Here is a 16,113-nt window from a genome sequence, read left to right on the forward strand (position 1 = left end):
TTCCCGGTACATGCGGATGATCGCGGTGGTTCCGGCAGCATCTGCCTTCCCGGTATAAAAGATTATGCTTAACAACAGGTGTATCGCTCGCGTTCGAAAATTTCGCGCAGGCACGCTTTCCGGTAATAAAAGAAGGCGACGGTGATTTTTTCATGCAATATGCGTTGACGGCTGGGGCTTTTGTGGCTAACACTCCGGCCCATGAAAAATCTTAACGTACTTATCGTGGTGGGACGGCGCATGGGCAGGATGGTGTAACCATCCGGCGAAAGCACCCATGCGCTGAACGAGGCTCCTCTAGGGGCCTTTTTTTATGTCTTCAAACAGGCCCTCGGGCTCCTCGATATCCAAAGCCAAAGCGGGATGGAAACAGGCAATGACGGATAAGGACAATACGGAAAACAGCAATCGCATGACAGGTGCGGAGATCGTTCTGCAGGCGCTGAAGGACAACGGCGTCGAGCACATCTTCGGTTATCCCGGCGGCGCCGTACTTCCGATCTATGACGAGATTTTCCAGCAGGAAGACATCCAGCATATTCTCGTGCGCCATGAGCAGGGCGCTGGCCATGCGGCTGAAGGTTATGCCCGCTCGACCGGCAAGGTCGGTGTCATGCTCGTCACCTCAGGTCCCGGCGCGACCAATGCGGTCACCCCGCTGCAGGATGCGCTGATGGATTCCATTCCGCTCGTCTGCCTGTCCGGCCAGGTTCCCACCACGCTGATCGGCTCGGACGCGTTCCAGGAATGCGATACTGTTGGCATCACGCGCCCCTGCACCAAGCACAACTGGCTGGTAAAGGACGTCAACGAACTGGCTGGTATCATCCATGAGGCTTTCCGCATTGCGCAGACCGGCCGCCCGGGTCCTGTCGTTGTCGATATCCCGAAGGACATCCAGTTCGCCACCGGCACCTACACGCCGCCTTCCGCCGCCGTCCAGCAGAAGAGCTACAAGCCGAAGGTTCAGGGTGACCTTAATGCCATCCATGCCGCCATCGAACTGATGTCGAAGGCGAAAAAGCCGGTTTTCTACACCGGCGGCGGCGTCATCAATTCCGGCCCGGAAGCAACCCGGTTGCTGCGTGAACTGGTCGAGCTGACCGGCTTCCCGATCACGTCGACATTGATGGGTCTCGGTGCCTATCCGGCGTCCGGCAAGAACTGGCTCGGCATGCTGGGCATGCACGGTTCCTACGAAGCCAACATGACGATGCATGATTGCGACGTTCTCGTCTGCGTCGGCGCGCGTTTCGACGACCGTATTACCGGCCGCATCAACGCTTTCTCGCCGAATTCGAAGAAGATCCATATCGATATCGATCCCTCCTCGATCAACAAGACGGTTCGCGTCGACGTTCCGATCATTGGTGATGTCAGCCATGTCCTCGAAGACATGGTTCGCCTGTGGCGCGCTTTGCCGAAGAAGCCTGAGAAGGCGCAGACGGCGGATTGGTGGGCGCAGATCGAGCGCTGGCGTGCCCGCAACTCCTTCGCCTACAAGAATTCCAACGATGTCATCATGCCGCAATATGCACTGCAGCGGCTTTATGAGGCATCGAAGGGGCGTGACACCTACATCACGACAGAAGTCGGCCAGCACCAGATGTGGGCGGCGCAGTTTTTTGGCTTCGAGGAGCCGAACCACTGGATGACCTCGGGCGGTCTCGGCACCATGGGTTATGGACTGCCGGCGGCCATCGGGGTTCAGGTCGCGCACCCCGAAGCGCTGGTTATCGACATTGCCGGTGACGCCTCGATCCAGATGTGCATTCAGGAAATGTCCTGCGCCATCCAGTATGGCCTGCCGGTTAAGATCTTCATCCTCAACAACCAGTATATGGGCATGGTGCGCCAGTGGCAGCAGCTGCTGCACGGCAACCGTCTGTCCAACTCCTATACGGAAGCCATGCCCGATTTCGTCAAGCTCGCGGAAGCCTATGGCGCGGTTGGCATGTATTGCGACGACCCGAAGGAATTGGATGACAAGATTGCCGAGATGATCGCAGTCAAGAAGCCGGTCATTTTCGACTGCCGTGTTGCCAATCTCGCCAATTGCTTCCCGATGATTCCGTCTGGTAAGGCTCATAACGAGATGTTGTTGCCGGATGAGGCGACGGATGAAGCAGTTGCCAACGCCATTGACGCCAAGGGCCGTCAGCTAGTCTGAGCCGGGAGAGGAAAAGGACATGAACGCACACCTACAACCTACCGGCTCCGCCTACTTCATTCAGAAGGAAACGGCTGCCGTCGAAAACCACACGCTGTCGGTTCTCGTCAACAACGAGCCCGGCGTGCTGGCTCGGGTCATCGGGCTCTTTTCCGGCCGTGGCTACAACATTGAAAGCCTGACGGTTTCGGAAACCGAACATGAGGCGCATCTCTCGCGCATTACCATCGTCACGCGCGGCACGCCCATCGTGCTGGAGCAGATCAAGGCGCAGCTGGAACGGATCGTGCCGGTGCACCGGGTTCTCGACCTGACCGTTCGCGCCCGCGAACTGGGGCAGGAGCGGCCGATCGAGCGGGAAGTGGCGCTGATCAAGGTTGCCGGCACCGGTGAAGTCCGTGCCGAGGCGTTGCGGCTTGCCGATGCGTTTCAGGCCAAGGTCGTGGATGCGACGGTGGAGCATTTCATCTTCGAAATCACCGGCAAGTCGTCGAAGATCGACCAGTTCGTGGCGATCATCAAGCCGCTCGGCCTGATCGAAATCTGCCGCACTGGGATCGCGGCGATGAACCGCGGTTCGCAGGGGATGTAATCTCCGTCTTCAGAGCAGATGTTGGAATACAAGCCCGCGGTTCGCCGCGGGTTTTTTATGGCCTGCTCTTGGCTGATATATATTCAACCATATGGTTGACTTTCTTGGGCGGGAGTCTATATTCAACAACATGGTTGAATTATCCGCTTCACATCTAGACACTGTCTTTCATGCCTTGGGCGACGCCACGCGACGCACGATGCTGCGGGATCTTTCCCGCGGTGAGCGAACGGTGACACAGTTGGCTCAGCCGTTCGACATCTCGCTCGCTGCGGCTTCAAAGCACATCAAGGCGCTGGAAAATGCGGGGCTCATCCGCCGCGAGGTGAGGGGGCGTATCCATGTCTGCCGCCTTGCGCCGGAACGGCTGGAAGAAGCGCATGAATGGCTGGATTTCTACCGGCAGTTCTGGGGCAGCCGCCTCGATATTCTTGAGCAGATGCTCAGGGAGGAAGATCAGGGAAAAACCCCTGCAGATGGAGGAAATGACAATGGCTGATATTGCAATGCCTGACAACTATGGTCGCCTCGTTGAACCGACGACCCTGAAAATCGAGCGGCTGCTGCCGGGGCCGGTCGAACGGGTATGGGCCTATCTGACGGAGAGCGACCTTCGCCGCCGCTGGCTGGCTTCCGGCGAGATGCGGCTTGCCGCCGGCGCACCATTCGAGCTGGTGTGGCGGAATGATGAACTTTCCAATCCACCCGGACGCCGCCCTGAGGGCTTTTCCGAAGAGCACAGGATGGCTTCCCGCATCATTACGGTTGTTCCGCCGCACCGCCTTGTTTTCACATGGGGCGAGGGTGCCGAGGTTTCCATCGAACTCCAGGCTCTTGGTAAGGACGTGCTCCTGACGCTGATCCATCGCCGGCTGGCGGATCGCACCACCAGGCTCAATGTCAGCGCCGGTTGGCACGTGCACCTTGATGTTCTCGCTGCCCGCCTTCAGGAGGAGGAGCCGGGACCCTTCTGGGAAACATGGCTGGGTCTGAAAGAGGAATATGAGCACCGGATACCGCAATAGGCACGGTGCGTTCTCGTGATGCAACGGCGCGGCTTGCCGCGCCGTTTCGATTGGTCCGCCTGATTTTCCCTTGGGCGACAGGGCTGCCTATGGGACTTGGCGTTCACATTCCGATTCAACCGCTTGAGCGATTGATTCCGAAGTGTTTCCTAACCGTTTGTTGCGTCAAAGCATTTCCAGCGCCGTCTTGCGCGTTGGCGGGGGGAAGACGGCATCCAGGGCGGCCCAGTCCTCCTCGGTTATATCAAGATCGGTCGCGCCGCGATTTTCTTCGACGCGCGCAGGATTCGAGGATTTCGGGATCGCGATGACGCCTTCCCTTTCCAGCAGAAAAGCCAGAGCCAGTTGCGCCGGGGTCGCCTGATAGGCCTTGGCGATGCGTATGAGTTCATGGTTCTTGAGAATACGGCCCTGTTCTATGGGAGAATAGGCCATCAGTGGCACGCCGTGCTGCTGGCACCAGGGCAACAGCGAAAACTCCGGCCCGCGTCGGGACAGATTGTAAAGTACCTGATTGGCGGCGCAGTTCCTGCCGTCAGGAACAGCGAAAAGCTCTTCCATGTCGTCCGTGTCGAAATTGGAGACGCCCCAGTCGCCGATCTTGCCGTCCCTCTTCAGTCTTTCGAAAGCCGCCACGGTTTCTTCGAGTGGGTGCTCTCCGCGCCAGTGCAGCAGATAGAGATCGATGTGGTCGGTGCCAAGCCGGGCGAGGCTGCGCTCGCAGGCGTCAGCAGTGCCGGTGGCACTGGCATTCCAAGGATAGACCTTGCTTACCAGAAACACGTCTTCGCGATGATTGACGATAGCCCTGCCGACTATCTCTTCCGATCGGCCGTCCGCGTACATTTCCGCAGTGTCAATCAACGTCATGCCAAGGTCGATGGCCCGTCGGATACTTTCAACCTCCTGCTCGGCGGATGATCTCGTCTCCCCCATGTTCCACGTCCCGAGGCCGAGGGCTGGGACCTCTTTTCCGGATGGGAGGGCAACGTAGGGAATGTCATCATACATCGTTTCGCTCCAGGGTTTTCGGGGAAAGAATAAGCCTTTGTTCCGACTTCTCAACCCGGCACGGGCGGGATCGATCCATCAAAAAAATTGACCTCGTCGATCGGTTTGCCGGGCTGGTCTGATGGCGGTCCCGTGGGTAGGGTTGCCTTCACAGGAGAGATCATGACTGCCGAGACATTTATCGCGCTGGTGCTGTTTGCCTTCACCACCTCCATCACGCCCGGTCCGAACAATATGATGCTGTTTGCTTCCGGCGTGAATTTTGGTTTCCGTCGGACCGTCCCGCATATGCTCGGCATCGGTGCGGGCTTTCTTTCGCTGCTGATAGGGGTCGGATTTGGCCTCGGGGCACTGTTGCATTCGGTACCGGCACTTTATACCGGGCTGAAATTTGCGGGTGGGCTTTATCTCGTCTGGATCGCGTGGAAAATCGGAACGTCCCGCAGCCTCCATGAAGGCACGGCGGCTTCGCAGCCGATGAGTTTTCTTGCAGCAGCGGCGTTCCAGTGGGTCAATCCCAAGGCGTGGGTGATGGCGGTCACGGCAATGGCGACATATACGGATGAGACGCAGTATTTCCTTACCGTAATGCTTGTGGGGGTGGCCTTCGCTGCCGTCAATCTTCCCAGTGTTTCCACTTGGGCCGGTTTCGGCTCGGCGCTTCGCGACTGGCTCTCCGTTCCGGTCCGGCTCAAATGGTTCAACATCAGCATGGCCGTGCTTCTCGTCATCAGTCTCTGGCCGATGCTGAAATAGCGGCTCCACTCGGCGACTCTATGTCGGGAACTGCCGGTAACATTCCTCGGCGATCGCCTGTACCTCGGCTCGCGTCAGTTCCGCGGAGACGGCGTAACCCAGCTCGTTGTCGATCCAGTAGAAGGTCTCGATTCCGTCGGCGCTGGCCATGCGGAAACTGGTGGTGCGGTTTTCCTCGTTGTGGCCTATCAGCACCGTCACCCGCCTGCCGGTCCTGTCCTGGTACATCAACATCGCACCCGGCTTGCCGCTGACGGGGATAAGACGCCCACCGACGAGGTCATATCCAATCTTCGAAAGATCGGGAATCGCGAAGGGGTAGCCGAGCCGCTTGCCAAGCCAGGTTGCCAGATGCTGCTGTTCCCCGGCCCCCACCTCTACGGGATGACGCACTTCGCTCGCGTAGATGAGATAAGCGGATTTCGCCTGGGCAGGAATGTCCGTCGTCAGCGATGCCAGCACCACATCCTGCGGCGTGGAAACGGACCAAGGCAGAAGCCTGCCGGCTGCCGCGCCCGCCGTGAAGATCAGGAAGGCTGCCGCGGTTCGCAGGAGAAGGGGTTTAAGCCGCCAGGCGCGTGCGACCTTTTCGCGAGTCAGCATCGATGCGTCACGCGGATGTGCGGCGGCATAGGAGGCGAAGGCATTTCTCAGGCTGTCGGCCTGTCTCTTCCAGTCTTCCACCCGGCTCTGCTCTTCCGGTCTTTCCGCGAGCCATGCCTCGACAGCCGCGCGGTCATCGTCGGAGAGAAGCCCGTCGACATAGGCGTGCAGGTCGTCTTCGGTTATGGCATCAGCCCGTTTCATCGTGGTCTCCGCAGGGGAATGATATTATCCGCCGCCAGATGCTGGCGAAGGGTTTCGCGGGCGCGGGACAGTCTGGACATGACGGTGCCGACCGGGATCGATAATGTCTCCGCCGCCTCCTGATAACTGTAGCCTTCCACCGTCACCAGCATCAGTACGGCGCGCATCTCAGGCGAAAGCAGCGCAAGCGCGCCATGCAGGCGGTCGTTCTCCAGCGTATCGCCCAGCGTTTCGGCAGCGGCGATCGTTTCATCGAGACTTTCCGAAGGATGCCGTTTCTCTGTCCGGTGGCGGTTGCGATAAAGGTTCGTCATTATGGTGTAGGCCCATGATTTCAAACCGGTTCCCCGCCATGTTGCTTTATTGGCCAGCGCCTTTTCGACGCAGTCCTGCAACAGGTCCTCTCCATCGGTATCTGAGCGCGAAAGGCTGCGGGAATAACGGCGCAGCATCGGTATCAGGGCCAGCATCTCCGCTTCGAAGCTGCCGGCCGCGGGGGATTGTCTCCCCCGCGTCGCAGCTTCCATCTCGTCAGGGTTTTGCTGCATCCCACACACCGTTCACGCCGTCGCCGGTGGCATCGCCCTTCTTGGTGTCCTTGATCCAGTAATAGAGCGGCATGCCGTCCTTCGCCCATTGCTTCTTGCCGTCCTTGCGCGTCACGATGGAGTAAACCCCTTCGGCTTTCGCATTCTCCGCAGCGAAGAAGGGCGGCCAGTTCGTGGCGCATTTGTCATAACAATTGGATACGCCCTTCTTGTCGTTCTTGAAAGTGTAGAGCGTCATGCCTTTTTCACCTGCGAGCACATTGCCTTTTTCGGTCTTGACCGTTTCGACCGCCGGGGCGGCATAGGCTGTTCCGGCAAAGGCCAGAACGAGGGCGGGGACGATGAAGCGGATTTTCATGGACATATCCTCCTTGGTTCGGGCGGGCTCGAGCCGCCGGCACAACAAGAGACACCGCTGGTCCGTGATTTATTCCCTTCGCAAAATATTTTTTTCAGCAGCCTGATGACGAACGGAGAAAACCGGGCGTAAACCTGCGCTTCAGCGCTCACGACATTCATCTTTCGTTCTTTTTCGGTTGCGTACCAGGCTCGAATCCTGCGATGAGGGCGCATGTTATTTTCACCGCAACAGGACGAAGCGCTCAAAGCTGTTTCCCGCTGGCTCAAGGAAGGCCGGTCGCCGGTTTTCCGGCTGTTCGGTTATGCCGGAACCGGCAAGACCACGCTTGCCAAGCATTTTGCGGAAAACGTCGATGGAGAGGTGCTGTTTGCGGCCTTCACCGGCAAGGCGGCGCAGGTGCTGCGTTCCCGCGGCGCGACCAATGCCCGCACCATCCACTCCCTGATCTACCGCCCGCGCGGAGAGGAGACGGTGGAAGACGAAGAAACCGGCAAGACCTCGATTGCGCCGATGTTCTCCATCAACCGCCAGAGTCCGCTCGCCAAGGCGGCGCTCATCATCATCGATGAATGTTCGATGGTAGACGAACAGCTTGGCAAGGATCTGATGAGTTTCGGCACGCCGATCCTCGTGCTCGGCGATCCCGGCCAGCTGCCGCCGGTTTCGGGCGGAGGCTTCTTTACCGAGCAGGAGCCGGATTATCTGCTGTCGGAAATCCATCGCCAGGCGAAGGACAATCCCATCATCCATCTTGCCATGGATGTGCGGGAAGGCCGGGAGATCATGCGCGGCGATTATGGTTCCGCGCAGGTGATCTCCAAATCCGAGGTGACGCAGTCGCTGGTGCTCGATGCCGATCAGGTGCTGGTTGGCACCAACCGCACCCGCCGCCGCTACAATCAACGTCTTCGCGAGCTAAAGGGTTTTACCGCCGATTATCCGCAATCGGGCGACAAGCTGGTCTGCCTTCGCAACGATCCGGCCAAGGGCCTGCTCAACGGCTCGCTGTGGCAGGTGATGAGTTCGTCGCGCGAGACGGTGAAGCCTGGCATCAACCTGATGATCCGGCCTGAAGACGACGATATGGATCGCGGTGCGGCCAAGATCAAACTGCTGAAGGCGGCCTTCGAGGACGTGGAGACCGAAATTCCGTGGTCCACGCGCAAGCGTTATGACGAATTCGATTTCGGCTATGCGTTGACGGTGCACAAGGCCCAGGGTTCGCAATGGAATAACGTGGTTCTCTTCGATGAGAGTTATGCGTTCCGGGACTCGCGCGAGAGGTGGCTTTACACCGCCATTACCCGCGCGGCTGAGACCCTGACCATCGTTCGCTGATCCTGATCAGGCGCGGATGACGCCGAGCAGAACCGCCTTGGCCACCGCCTGAAAACGGTTGCTGGCGCTGAACTTGCCGATAATCTTCGCTTCGAGGATGTTAAGCTCGTTTGCCGAAAGGCCAAGGGCGCGGGCGAGCCTGACAGGGGCGTATCCTTCCGCCATGAGTTCGAGACATTTCCGTTCAGGATCGGTTAGCGCGATGTCGTTTGCCTGTCCCCGCTCGGCCGCGTCCGCGCCATCTTCGTCGCTATCGGTGACGAGCAGTTCCTCGATCTGCTGGGCCTGGCGCTGGAGCGTGGAAAGCTCCGCGGTCAACTCTCGCTTTCGCTGCCTTAGTGCGTCGCGAAATATATCGTCTGCCTCTTCCTGTGAGAGAGAACGGACCAGTTTTTCCATGACCTCCGTAATCGAAGCCACTGAAATACCGACTTCGCGGCAAACGTTGATAACGGCCATGCGCTGGACGTTGCGGTGAGAATAGACCCGCATCTGTCCGATGCGTTTAGAGGTGAGCAGTGCCTTTTCTTCGTAAAAATGCAGGGTACGGTGGGTCACTCCGAAGATATTGGCCATGTCGGCGATCGGAACCGGTTCCGCGGGCAGCGATGAGGGCAGGCTTATATCCGGTAGAAAGCTGTTGACCCTTAGATTGGGTTTGTCCTCGTCGCCGTGACTTTCGAACGGCATCCGGCCATCCTGCATTGTCTCCCCCTTCGCGCTCTCTGGCAGCGTGTCTGCCTTTTTAAAGGCGTCTGTTGCTTATTCCCCCGCAACAGACCGTTTTTCGATAAAAACATAATGCCAAACGCTACATCAAAACCGGAACGTGTCATGCGCACTTTCGTTCCCGGTATGATAAAAAATTTATCAGCCTCCTTGCGGTCGGCGTCAACCTGCGTGAAACAGGATGTCAATTCCGAACCGGAGCCCGATGCCATGCCCGCAAAACTCTCTGTCAATCTGAACGCAATTGCCATGTTACGCAACCGCCGCGATCTTCCATGGCCGGATGTCGCGCATTTCGGGCATATTGCACTGGAGGCGGGGGCAAGCGGGCTGACTGTACACCCGCGGCCTGACCAGCGCCATATCCGCTTCTCGGATCTACCGGCCCTGCGCGCGCTGATCGATGACAGGTTTCCCTCCGCGGAGTTCAACATTGAAGGATATCCGAGCGAGGATTTTCTCCTTTTGTGCGAAAAGGCCCAGCCCGAACAGGTCACACTCGTACCTGACGATCCGTCGCAGGCAACCTCCGATCATGGCTGGGATTTCCGCGCGCATGCGAAATTTCTGAAGCAGGTCGTCGGACGGCTGAAATCGGGCGGCATGCGGGTGTCGCTTTTCGCAGATGGCGACGGCGAACGCGAGCCGGTGGAACTGGCGGCTGAGACGGGCGCTGCGCGTATCGAACTTTATACCGGGCCCTATGGCGGCTGTTATGACGATCCGCACAAGGCCGATGTGCTCGTCGAGACGCTTGGGCGGACGGCGGACCATGCTGCGGCGCTCGGACTTGCCGTCAATGCGGGCCATGATCTCACCGTCGCGAACCTGCCAAAGCTGATGAAACGTATCCCTTATCTGGCCGAGGTTTCAATCGGCCACGGGTTGACGGCGGATGCCCTGGAATATGGCATGGCGGAAACAGTCCGGCGTTTTCGGCAGGCCTGCGGTCAGGCTATTTCATAACCAAAGCCAATTTTTTCGCCTATGTTCTGTCTTGCGCATGCTCCGTGCGCGAGGGCGGCGGGAGATATGTCGGAACCGGTCCCGCCGAACTAGGTTCTGGGTTGAGTATCGGCGTTTCCGATAGTCGGAATTCACTTTCCGGATCGATGCTCGGGCTTTTGAAGGCAGAGACATATGCAAGAACATCATGTTGTCGTCGTGGGTGGAGGCTTCGGCGGTTTGCAGCTGGTACACGGGCTGGAGGGGGCCCCTGTCCGCATCACATTGATCGATCGTCGCAATCATCACCTTTTCCAGCCATTGCTTTATCAGGTTGCGACGACTGCGCTGGCGACATCCGAGATCGCGTGGCCGATCCGTCATCTCTACCGCGATCGCAAGGAGGTCACGACGCTGCTTGCCGAGGTGACCGGCGTGGATCGGGCGGCCCGGACCGTGCATCTCAACACCGGTGAAACGATCCGTTTCGACACTTTGGTGCTCGCGACAGGCGCACGCCACGCCTATTTCGGTCACGATGAGTGGGAGCGTTCCGCGCCGGGTCTCAAGACGCTGGAGGATGCAACGACAATTCGCCGCCGCCTGCTTCTTGCCTTCGAACGCGCCGAACTGGCGACCAGCGAAGAGGAACGACAGGCACTGCTAACCTTTGTCATCATAGGGGCAGGCCCGACCGGCGTGGAAATGGCAGGCATGATTGCAGAGCTTGCCCATAAGGCGTTGCCGGCGGAATTCCGCAACGTTGACACCCGAAAGACCCGCGTGCTGCTCGTCGAGGCTGGTCCCCGCGTGCTGCCGGTCTTTACGGAGGATCTTTCGGCCTATGCCAAGGAGGCGCTTGAGAAACTTGGCGTCGAGGTTCTGCTCGGAACGCCGGTGACGGCCTGCAGCGATGAGGGCGTGACGGTGGGCGAGACCCATTATCCCTGCCGTACGGTCGTCTGGGCCGCCGGCGTGCAGGCTTCTCCCGCGGCCAAATGGCTCAATGCCGCCGCCGACAGGGCAGGGCGGGCCATTGTCGGGCCACAGCTTAATCTGGAAGACGATCCCGATATCTTCGTCATCGGCGATACCGCCGCCGTCAATCAGGAAAACGGCAAGCCGGTGCCGGGTATTGCGCCTGCGGCAAAGCAGCAGGGCGCTTACGTCGCGAAGGTCATCAAGGCGCGGCTTGACGGCAAGCCGTTTCCTTCACCCTTCCGCTACAGCCATCAGGGCAATCTTGCCACGATCGGCAAACGCGCGGCGGTGATCGATTTTGGCCGGTTCAAGCTCAAGGGCGTGCTGGCATGGTGGATATGGGGACTTGCCCATATCTATTTCCTGATCGGAACGCGTTCGCGGCTGGCCGTGGCGTGGAGCTGGCTTTGGATTTACTTGAGTGGCCAGCACAGCGCGCGGCTGATCACCCAGAAAGAAACGCTGAAGGACGAGGCGTGAGGCAAGTGACAAAGAAACGGCGGGAAGCATGGCTTCCCGCCGTTTCCTGTTTCGCCGTTTCCTGACGCATCAGGCGTCGAGCGACGCCATGTCGATGACGAAGCGGTAACGTACGTCGCTCTTCAGCACGCGCTCATAAGCCTCGTTGACGTCCTTGATGTCGATCTTTTCGATTTCGGACACGATGTCGTGCTTGCCGCAGAAATCCAGCATCTCCTGGGTTTCCTTGATAGAGCCGATCATAGAGCCAGCCAGAGAACGGCGGCCGGGGATGACCGAGAAGGCGTGCACGGGGATCGCATGTTCAGGCACACCGAGAAGCACCATGGTGCCATTGACCTTCAGCAGGCCGAGATAGGCATTCCAGTCGATTTCCGCCGAAACGGTGCACAGGATCAGGTCGAAGGTGCCGGCGAGCTTTTCGAAGGTCGAGGCATCGCTGGTGGCATAATATTCCTTCGCACCAAGCTTAAGGCCGTCTTCCTTCTTGGAGAGTGTCTGCGAAAGCACGGTGATATCCGCGCCCATGGCTGAACCGATCTTCACGCCCATATGGCCAAGACCGCCCATGCCGACGATAGCCACCTTCTTGCCCGGGCCGGCATTCCAGTGCTGAAGCGGCGAATAAAGCGTGATACCAGCGCAGAGCAGTGGAGCGGAGGCGTCGAGCGGCAGGTTTTCCGGAATGGAGAGGACGTAATCTTCCCGCACGACGATATGGTCGGAGTAACCGCCCTGCGTGGCGGTCTTGCCGTCGCGTTCGACGGAGTTATAGGTCTGCACGAGACCCGGCATGTACTGTTCATTGTCGAGATCGCGCGTGGCGCAACCGACGCAGGAATCGACAAAGCAGCCCACGCCGACATGATCACCGACCTTGAATCTGGTGACCTTGGAGCCAACGGCGCGGACGACACCGGCGATTTCGTGGCCCGGAACGATCGGGTAGACGGCGTTCTTCCATTCGTTGCGGACGGTATGAATGTCGGAATGGCAGATACCGGCATATTTGATATCGATGACGACGTCGTCATCATTCGGCTCGCGGCGTTCGAAGGTGAACGGGGTAAGCGGCTTCGACGCATCTGTCGCAGCGTAACCTCTTGCAATAGCCATCTGAATATCCTTTCGGGAGTTGGGGACGGCGGAATATGCAATGGAAGAACGAACGGGCGTTAGAGCGATCCTCCTAGCTTTTTGCACGATCCTGCAAAAATATGATGGTGCACTCTTTGCGCGGGCCGAGAGGCTTTCTAGATAGATGACATCAAACACACCTCTTCCGTCAGTCAAGGGATTTCCCCTATGTCCTTGTCGTTCAATGTCTATCAGGAAATTGCTTCCATCGCCGCGCGGCATGCTACCAGCGACGGCGAGGTGCAGACGGCAATCGGCTCCCTTGGCATCAGCCGGCGTACGACTCCGAGCGCTCCCTGCCACGGCAGTTATCGCCCTTGTCTCGCCATGGTGATCCAGGGATCGAAAAGCGTCCAATTGGGGACGGACACCATCAACTACGGTGCCGGCGATTATCTCCTGACATCGCTTGATCTGCCGGTTGCGTGGCGGGTGGTGGAGGCGAGCAGGGAAGTGCCGCATTTCTGCATCTCGCTTGCCATCGACAGTGAAAAGCTGCTCGATCTCATGCGGCGTGTTCCTATCGATCCGCCGGTGGAGCCGACGAATGCGCAGCGCGGCATCGTGGTCAACACAGCCACGCCGGAACTTCTCGATGCGGCCATCCGCCTGCTGCGCCTGCTCGATCGTCCCGCAGACATTGCCGCCGTGGCGCCGCTCATCGAACAGGAAATCCTTTATCGCATTTTGACCGGACCGGCCGGCGGGCAGCTGATGAACATCATTGCCGCTGGAAGTCACGGCAACCGCATCGCCCGCGCCATCGCATGGCTGCGCGAGAATTTCGCACGCCAGCTGCGCGTCGAAGACCTTGCAGATCACATCGGCATGAGCGTGTCGTCCTTCCATCATCATTTCAAGACGATCACGGCCATGACGCCGGTCCAGTACCAGAAGCAGCTTCGCCTGCATGAGGCGCGGCGGCTTATGCTGCTGGAGCGACTGGATGCCGGCACCGCGGGCCATCGCGTCGGTTATCAGAGCCCTTCGCAGTTCAGCCGAGAATATAGCCGCTTTTACGGGCTGTCGCCGTCACGGGACGTCGATGCATCGCGCGAGATTGCGGCGGGGTAGACTGGGGCTGTGCATTCGTAGCGGGTCGTCGGTGGGTGTGGCTTACCCCCCTCTGCCCTGCCGGGCATCTCCCCCTCAAGGGGGAAATCAGCAAGAGGCCCCTTTCGCCACTCCATCCTCGACCGCTGAGATGGTCGAAACCTAGCCGCATATCGATCTCCCCCCTTGAGGGGGAGATGCCCGGCAGGGCAGAGGGGGGTAAGCCACACCCACCGACGACCCGCTACCACACACAACCGCCTGAAGACGTACCCCGCGTGCTATTCATCCCACGCCGCACCGCGTCAATTCTCATCCCCCTCTAAAGAATCCGCTTGACCGCAACGCAGCCTCCGCTTAAATGGCGCTCGAACCGTACCGTACGGTACATCAATCGAGCCCCCTGGAGTGGAAAGACTTGGCTTCCGACCCGATCACAGCGCAGGAATTTTCGCCGCGCCAGAACGCCGTTCTGGACCAGGCATTGCGTCTATTGGTCGAAGGTGGCGAGAAAGCGCTGACCACATCGGGACTGGCGCGCGCCGCCAACTGTTCCAAGGAAAGCCTTTACAAGTGGTTCGGTGATCGCGATGGCCTGCTGGCGGCGATGATCACATTCCAGCAGAGCAAGGTCCGCACCTTCGAAAAGGCGGGTGACCGCGTCTCCGCACCGCAGCTTGCCGATCACCTCGAGGTTTTCGCCCATGACCTGCTGGATGTGCTGGCAGGCGACGTGTCATTGGCGCTTAACCGTTTGGCGATAGGGCAGGCGAGCCGGGATGGCTCGAAGCTCGGTGATCTGCTGCTGGAACGTGGTCGTCGCCAGATCGACCGCCGCGCCCGTGGGCTGATCGAGGCAGGTCGCCGTTCCGGTTACCTGCGTTTCGATGATGCCGAAGAGGCATATCGCAGTTTTTACGGCCTTATCGTCTCGGATCTGCATGTGCGCATGCTGCTGGGCGAGGCGCCGGACAAGGATTTTTCTGCCCGGGCGAAGAAGGCGGTCATTGCCTTCCTGACCCTCTACGGCACGGAAAAGGTACATTCGGAACTGGGCGGCAAGGTCGCTTAAGCTTCCGGTTCAGACAACTGAGAGACAAGCATTAGGGAAGGACCATAAAATGCGCGTTTATTATGATCGTGATGCCGATCTCAATCTCATCAAGTCCAAGAATGTCGTCGTCGTTGGTTACGGCTCCCAGGGCCGCGCCCATGCGCTGAACCTCAAGGATTCCGGTGCCAAGAACGTCGTCATCGCTCTCAAGGCCGGTTCTCCGACCGTCAAGAAGGCCGAAGCCGATGGCTTCAAGGTCATGACCGTTGCCGAAGCCGCCAAGTGGGGCGACCTGCTGATGATGGCAACGCCTGACGAACTGCAGGCCGACATCTACAAGGCCGACATTGCCGGCAACATCCGTGATGGCGCAGCGATTGCTTTCGCACACGGCCTCAATGTTCACTTCGGCCTCATCGAGCCGAAGGCATCGCTCGACGTCGTCATGATCGCACCGAAGGGCCCTGGCCACACGGTTCGCGGCGAATACCAGAAGGGCGGCGGCGTTCCCTGCCTCGTTGCCGTTCACCAGAACGCTTCGGGCAACGCCCTTGAACTCGCTCTCTCCTACGCCTGCGGCGTTGGCGGCGGCCGTTCGGGCATCATCGAGACCAATTTCAAGGAAGAGTGCGAAACCGACCTCTTCGGCGAACAGGTCGTTCTGTGCGGCGGTCTCGTCGAACTGATCCGCGCTGGTTTCGAAACTCTGGTCGAAGCCGGTTACGCTCCGGAAATGGCCTATTTCGAGTGCCTGCATGAAGTGAAGCTGATCGTTGACCTGATCTATGAAGGCGGCATCGCCAACATGAACTACTCGATCTCCAACACCGCAGAATGGGGCGAATACGTCACCGGTCCGCGCATCATCACGGCCGACACCAAGGCTGAAATGAAGCGCGTCCTGCACGACATCCAGACCGGCAAGTTCACCTCCGAATGGATGCAGGAATGGAAGGCCGGCGGCGCTCGCTTCAAGGGTATCCGTCGCAACAACGACAGCCACCAGATTGAAGAAGTCGGCGCCAAGCTCCGCGGCATGATGCCCTGGATCGGCAAGAACAAGCTGGTCGACAAGGCTGTCAACTAAGCTTCATTGCTTGATGAAAATTTTGGAGGCCGGGGCGAA

General features: G+C 59.1%; 17 protein-coding genes. 11 read left to right on the plus strand and 6 right to left on the minus strand.

The window, feature by feature from the left end:
• Positions 1-376 precede the first annotated feature (376 nt).
• The 4 genes from FHW77_RS06760 (at position 377) to FHW77_RS06775 (ending at position 3,787) form a co-directional block, all read left to right on the plus strand.
• A complete protein-coding gene (locus tag FHW77_RS06760; protein ID WP_004442729.1) occupies positions 377-2,170 on the plus strand; it encodes an acetolactate synthase 3 large subunit in 1,794 nt (597 codons plus the stop codon).
• Positions 2,171-2,189: 19 nt separating this feature from the next.
• Positions 2,190-2,762: an acetolactate synthase small subunit gene (gene ilvN / locus FHW77_RS06765; protein ID WP_004442728.1), complete on the plus strand. Its 573-nt coding sequence runs from the start codon at positions 2,190-2,192 to the stop codon at positions 2,760-2,762.
• Between the two features lie 130 nt (positions 2,763-2,892).
• Complete coding sequence (locus FHW77_RS06770) at positions 2,893-3,261, plus strand: ArsR/SmtB family transcription factor (RefSeq protein WP_006697797.1); 369 nt, start codon at positions 2,893-2,895, stop codon at positions 3,259-3,261.
• Positions 3,254-3,787, plus strand: a complete 534-nt coding sequence (locus tag FHW77_RS06775) for an SRPBCC family protein (RefSeq protein WP_004442726.1) — start codon at positions 3,254-3,256, stop codon at positions 3,785-3,787. The genes FHW77_RS06770 and FHW77_RS06775 overlap by 8 nt, the downstream gene beginning before the upstream one ends.
• 165 nt (positions 3,788-3,952) lie before the next feature.
• Here the strand turns inward: FHW77_RS06775 and FHW77_RS06780 are convergent, their stop codons facing one another.
• Complete coding sequence (locus FHW77_RS06780) at positions 3,953-4,798, minus strand: aldo/keto reductase (protein ID WP_004442725.1); 846 nt, start codon at positions 4,796-4,798, stop codon at positions 3,953-3,955.
• 162 nt (positions 4,799-4,960) lie between these two features.
• Between FHW77_RS06780 and FHW77_RS06785 the strand changes: the two genes are divergently transcribed.
• Entirely contained in the window at positions 4,961-5,554 is a 594-nt protein-coding gene (locus FHW77_RS06785) for a LysE family translocator (protein WP_004442723.1), read from the plus strand.
• An 18-nt stretch (positions 5,555-5,572) separates the two neighbouring features.
• Here FHW77_RS06785 and FHW77_RS06790 read toward each other — a convergent pair whose 3' ends face one another.
• The 3 genes from FHW77_RS06790 to FHW77_RS06800 are packed head-to-tail and all read right to left on the minus strand — an operon-like array spanning position 5,573 to position 7,273.
• Entirely contained in the window at positions 5,573-6,361 is a 789-nt protein-coding gene (locus FHW77_RS06790; protein ID WP_004442721.1) for an anti-sigma factor family protein, read from the minus strand.
• On the minus strand, positions 6,358-6,909 hold the full coding sequence (locus FHW77_RS06795; protein WP_004442719.1) for an RNA polymerase sigma factor: 552 nt from the start codon (positions 6,907-6,909) through the stop codon (positions 6,358-6,360). The genes FHW77_RS06790 and FHW77_RS06795 overlap by 4 nt, the downstream gene beginning before the upstream one ends.
• Positions 6,893-7,273 (minus strand): COG4315 family predicted lipoprotein, encoded by a 381-nt coding sequence (locus FHW77_RS06800; RefSeq protein ID WP_044459614.1) that lies wholly within the window; start codon positions 7,271-7,273, stop codon positions 6,893-6,895. Before FHW77_RS06800 ends, FHW77_RS06795 begins: the two co-directional genes overlap by 17 nt.
• 207 nt (positions 7,274-7,480) lie before the next feature.
• On the opposite strand from FHW77_RS06800, the gene FHW77_RS06805 reads away from it, so the two are divergent.
• On the plus strand, positions 7,481-8,608 hold the full coding sequence (locus tag FHW77_RS06805) for an ATP-dependent DNA helicase (protein ID WP_004442716.1): 1,128 nt from the start codon (positions 7,481-7,483) through the stop codon (positions 8,606-8,608).
• Between the two features lie 6 nt (positions 8,609-8,614).
• Here FHW77_RS06805 and FHW77_RS06810 read toward each other — a convergent pair whose 3' ends face one another.
• Positions 8,615-9,313: a MerR family transcriptional regulator gene (locus FHW77_RS06810; protein WP_034498818.1), complete on the minus strand. Its 699-nt coding sequence runs from the start codon at positions 9,311-9,313 to the stop codon at positions 8,615-8,617.
• A 234-nt stretch (positions 9,314-9,547) separates the two neighbouring features.
• Here FHW77_RS06810 and FHW77_RS06815 point away from each other — a divergent pair, with 234 nt between their 5' ends.
• Entirely contained in the window at positions 9,548-10,303 is a 756-nt protein-coding gene (locus tag FHW77_RS06815) for a pyridoxine 5'-phosphate synthase (protein WP_004442712.1), read from the plus strand.
• Between the two features lie 174 nt (positions 10,304-10,477).
• Entirely contained in the window at positions 10,478-11,743 is a 1,266-nt protein-coding gene (locus tag FHW77_RS06820; protein ID WP_004442710.1) for an NAD(P)/FAD-dependent oxidoreductase, read from the plus strand.
• A 69-nt stretch (positions 11,744-11,812) separates the two neighbouring features.
• Here the strand turns inward: FHW77_RS06820 and FHW77_RS06825 are convergent, their stop codons facing one another.
• The gene (locus FHW77_RS06825; protein WP_004442709.1) at positions 11,813-12,859 is read right to left on the minus strand and encodes an NAD(P)-dependent alcohol dehydrogenase; all 1,047 of its coding nucleotides are present in this window, start codon (positions 12,857-12,859) and stop codon (positions 11,813-11,815) included.
• 189 nt (positions 12,860-13,048) lie between these two features.
• Between FHW77_RS06825 and FHW77_RS06830 the strand changes: the two genes are divergently transcribed.
• The 3 genes from FHW77_RS06830 to ilvC all read left to right on the plus strand — a co-directional run bounded on the left by FHW77_RS06830 (position 13,049) and on the right by ilvC (position 16,074).
• Complete coding sequence (locus tag FHW77_RS06830) at positions 13,049-13,954, plus strand: AraC family transcriptional regulator (protein ID WP_004442707.1); 906 nt, start codon at positions 13,049-13,051, stop codon at positions 13,952-13,954.
• 397 nt (positions 13,955-14,351) lie between these two features.
• Positions 14,352-15,005, plus strand: a complete 654-nt coding sequence (locus FHW77_RS06835; RefSeq protein ID WP_004442706.1) for a TetR/AcrR family transcriptional regulator — start codon at positions 14,352-14,354, stop codon at positions 15,003-15,005.
• Between the two features lie 49 nt (positions 15,006-15,054).
• A complete protein-coding gene (ilvC, locus tag FHW77_RS06840) occupies positions 15,055-16,074 on the plus strand; it encodes a ketol-acid reductoisomerase (protein WP_003495030.1) in 1,020 nt (339 codons plus the stop codon).
• Positions 16,075-16,113 lie beyond the last annotated feature (39 nt).

The sequence above is a fragment of the Agrobacterium sp. RC10-4-1 genome (assembly GCF_014138475.1).
Taxonomy (GTDB): Bacteria; Pseudomonadota; Alphaproteobacteria; order Rhizobiales; family Rhizobiaceae; genus Agrobacterium; species Agrobacterium pusense.

Bases quoted from the DNA above. Each gene is read 5' to 3' on its own strand.
- FHW77_RS06760 (WP_004442729.1), top strand. From the start codon at position 377: ATGACGGATAAGGACAATACGGAAAACAGCAATCGCATGACAGGTGCG.
- ilvN (WP_004442728.1), top strand. From the start codon at position 2,190: ATGAACGCACACCTACAACCTACCGGCTCCGCCTACTTCATTCAGAAG.
- FHW77_RS06770 (WP_006697797.1), top strand. From the start codon at position 2,893: ATGGTTGAATTATCCGCTTCACATCTAGACACTGTCTTTCATGCCTTG.
- FHW77_RS06775 (WP_004442726.1), top strand. From the start codon at position 3,254: ATGGCTGATATTGCAATGCCTGACAACTATGGTCGCCTCGTTGAACCG.
- FHW77_RS06780 (WP_004442725.1), bottom strand. From the start codon at position 4,798: ATGTATGATGACATTCCCTACGTTGCCCTCCCATCCGGAAAAGAGGTC.
- FHW77_RS06785 (WP_004442723.1), top strand. From the start codon at position 4,961: ATGACTGCCGAGACATTTATCGCGCTGGTGCTGTTTGCCTTCACCACC.
- FHW77_RS06790 (WP_004442721.1), bottom strand. From the start codon at position 6,361: ATGAAACGGGCTGATGCCATAACCGAAGACGACCTGCACGCCTATGTC.
- FHW77_RS06795 (WP_004442719.1), bottom strand. From the start codon at position 6,909: ATGCAGCAAAACCCTGACGAGATGGAAGCTGCGACGCGGGGGAGACAA.
- FHW77_RS06800 (WP_044459614.1), bottom strand. From the start codon at position 7,273: ATGTCCATGAAAATCCGCTTCATCGTCCCCGCCCTCGTTCTGGCCTTT.
- FHW77_RS06805 (WP_004442716.1), top strand. From the start codon at position 7,481: ATGTTATTTTCACCGCAACAGGACGAAGCGCTCAAAGCTGTTTCCCGC.
- FHW77_RS06810 (WP_034498818.1), bottom strand. From the start codon at position 9,313: ATGCAGGATGGCCGGATGCCGTTCGAAAGTCACGGCGACGAGGACAAA.
- FHW77_RS06815 (WP_004442712.1), top strand. From the start codon at position 9,548: ATGCCCGCAAAACTCTCTGTCAATCTGAACGCAATTGCCATGTTACGC.
- FHW77_RS06820 (WP_004442710.1), top strand. From the start codon at position 10,478: ATGCAAGAACATCATGTTGTCGTCGTGGGTGGAGGCTTCGGCGGTTTG.
- FHW77_RS06825 (WP_004442709.1), bottom strand. From the start codon at position 12,859: ATGGCTATTGCAAGAGGTTACGCTGCGACAGATGCGTCGAAGCCGCTT.
- FHW77_RS06830 (WP_004442707.1), top strand. From the start codon at position 13,049: ATGTCCTTGTCGTTCAATGTCTATCAGGAAATTGCTTCCATCGCCGCG.
- ilvC (WP_003495030.1), top strand. From the start codon at position 15,055: ATGCGCGTTTATTATGATCGTGATGCCGATCTCAATCTCATCAAGTCC.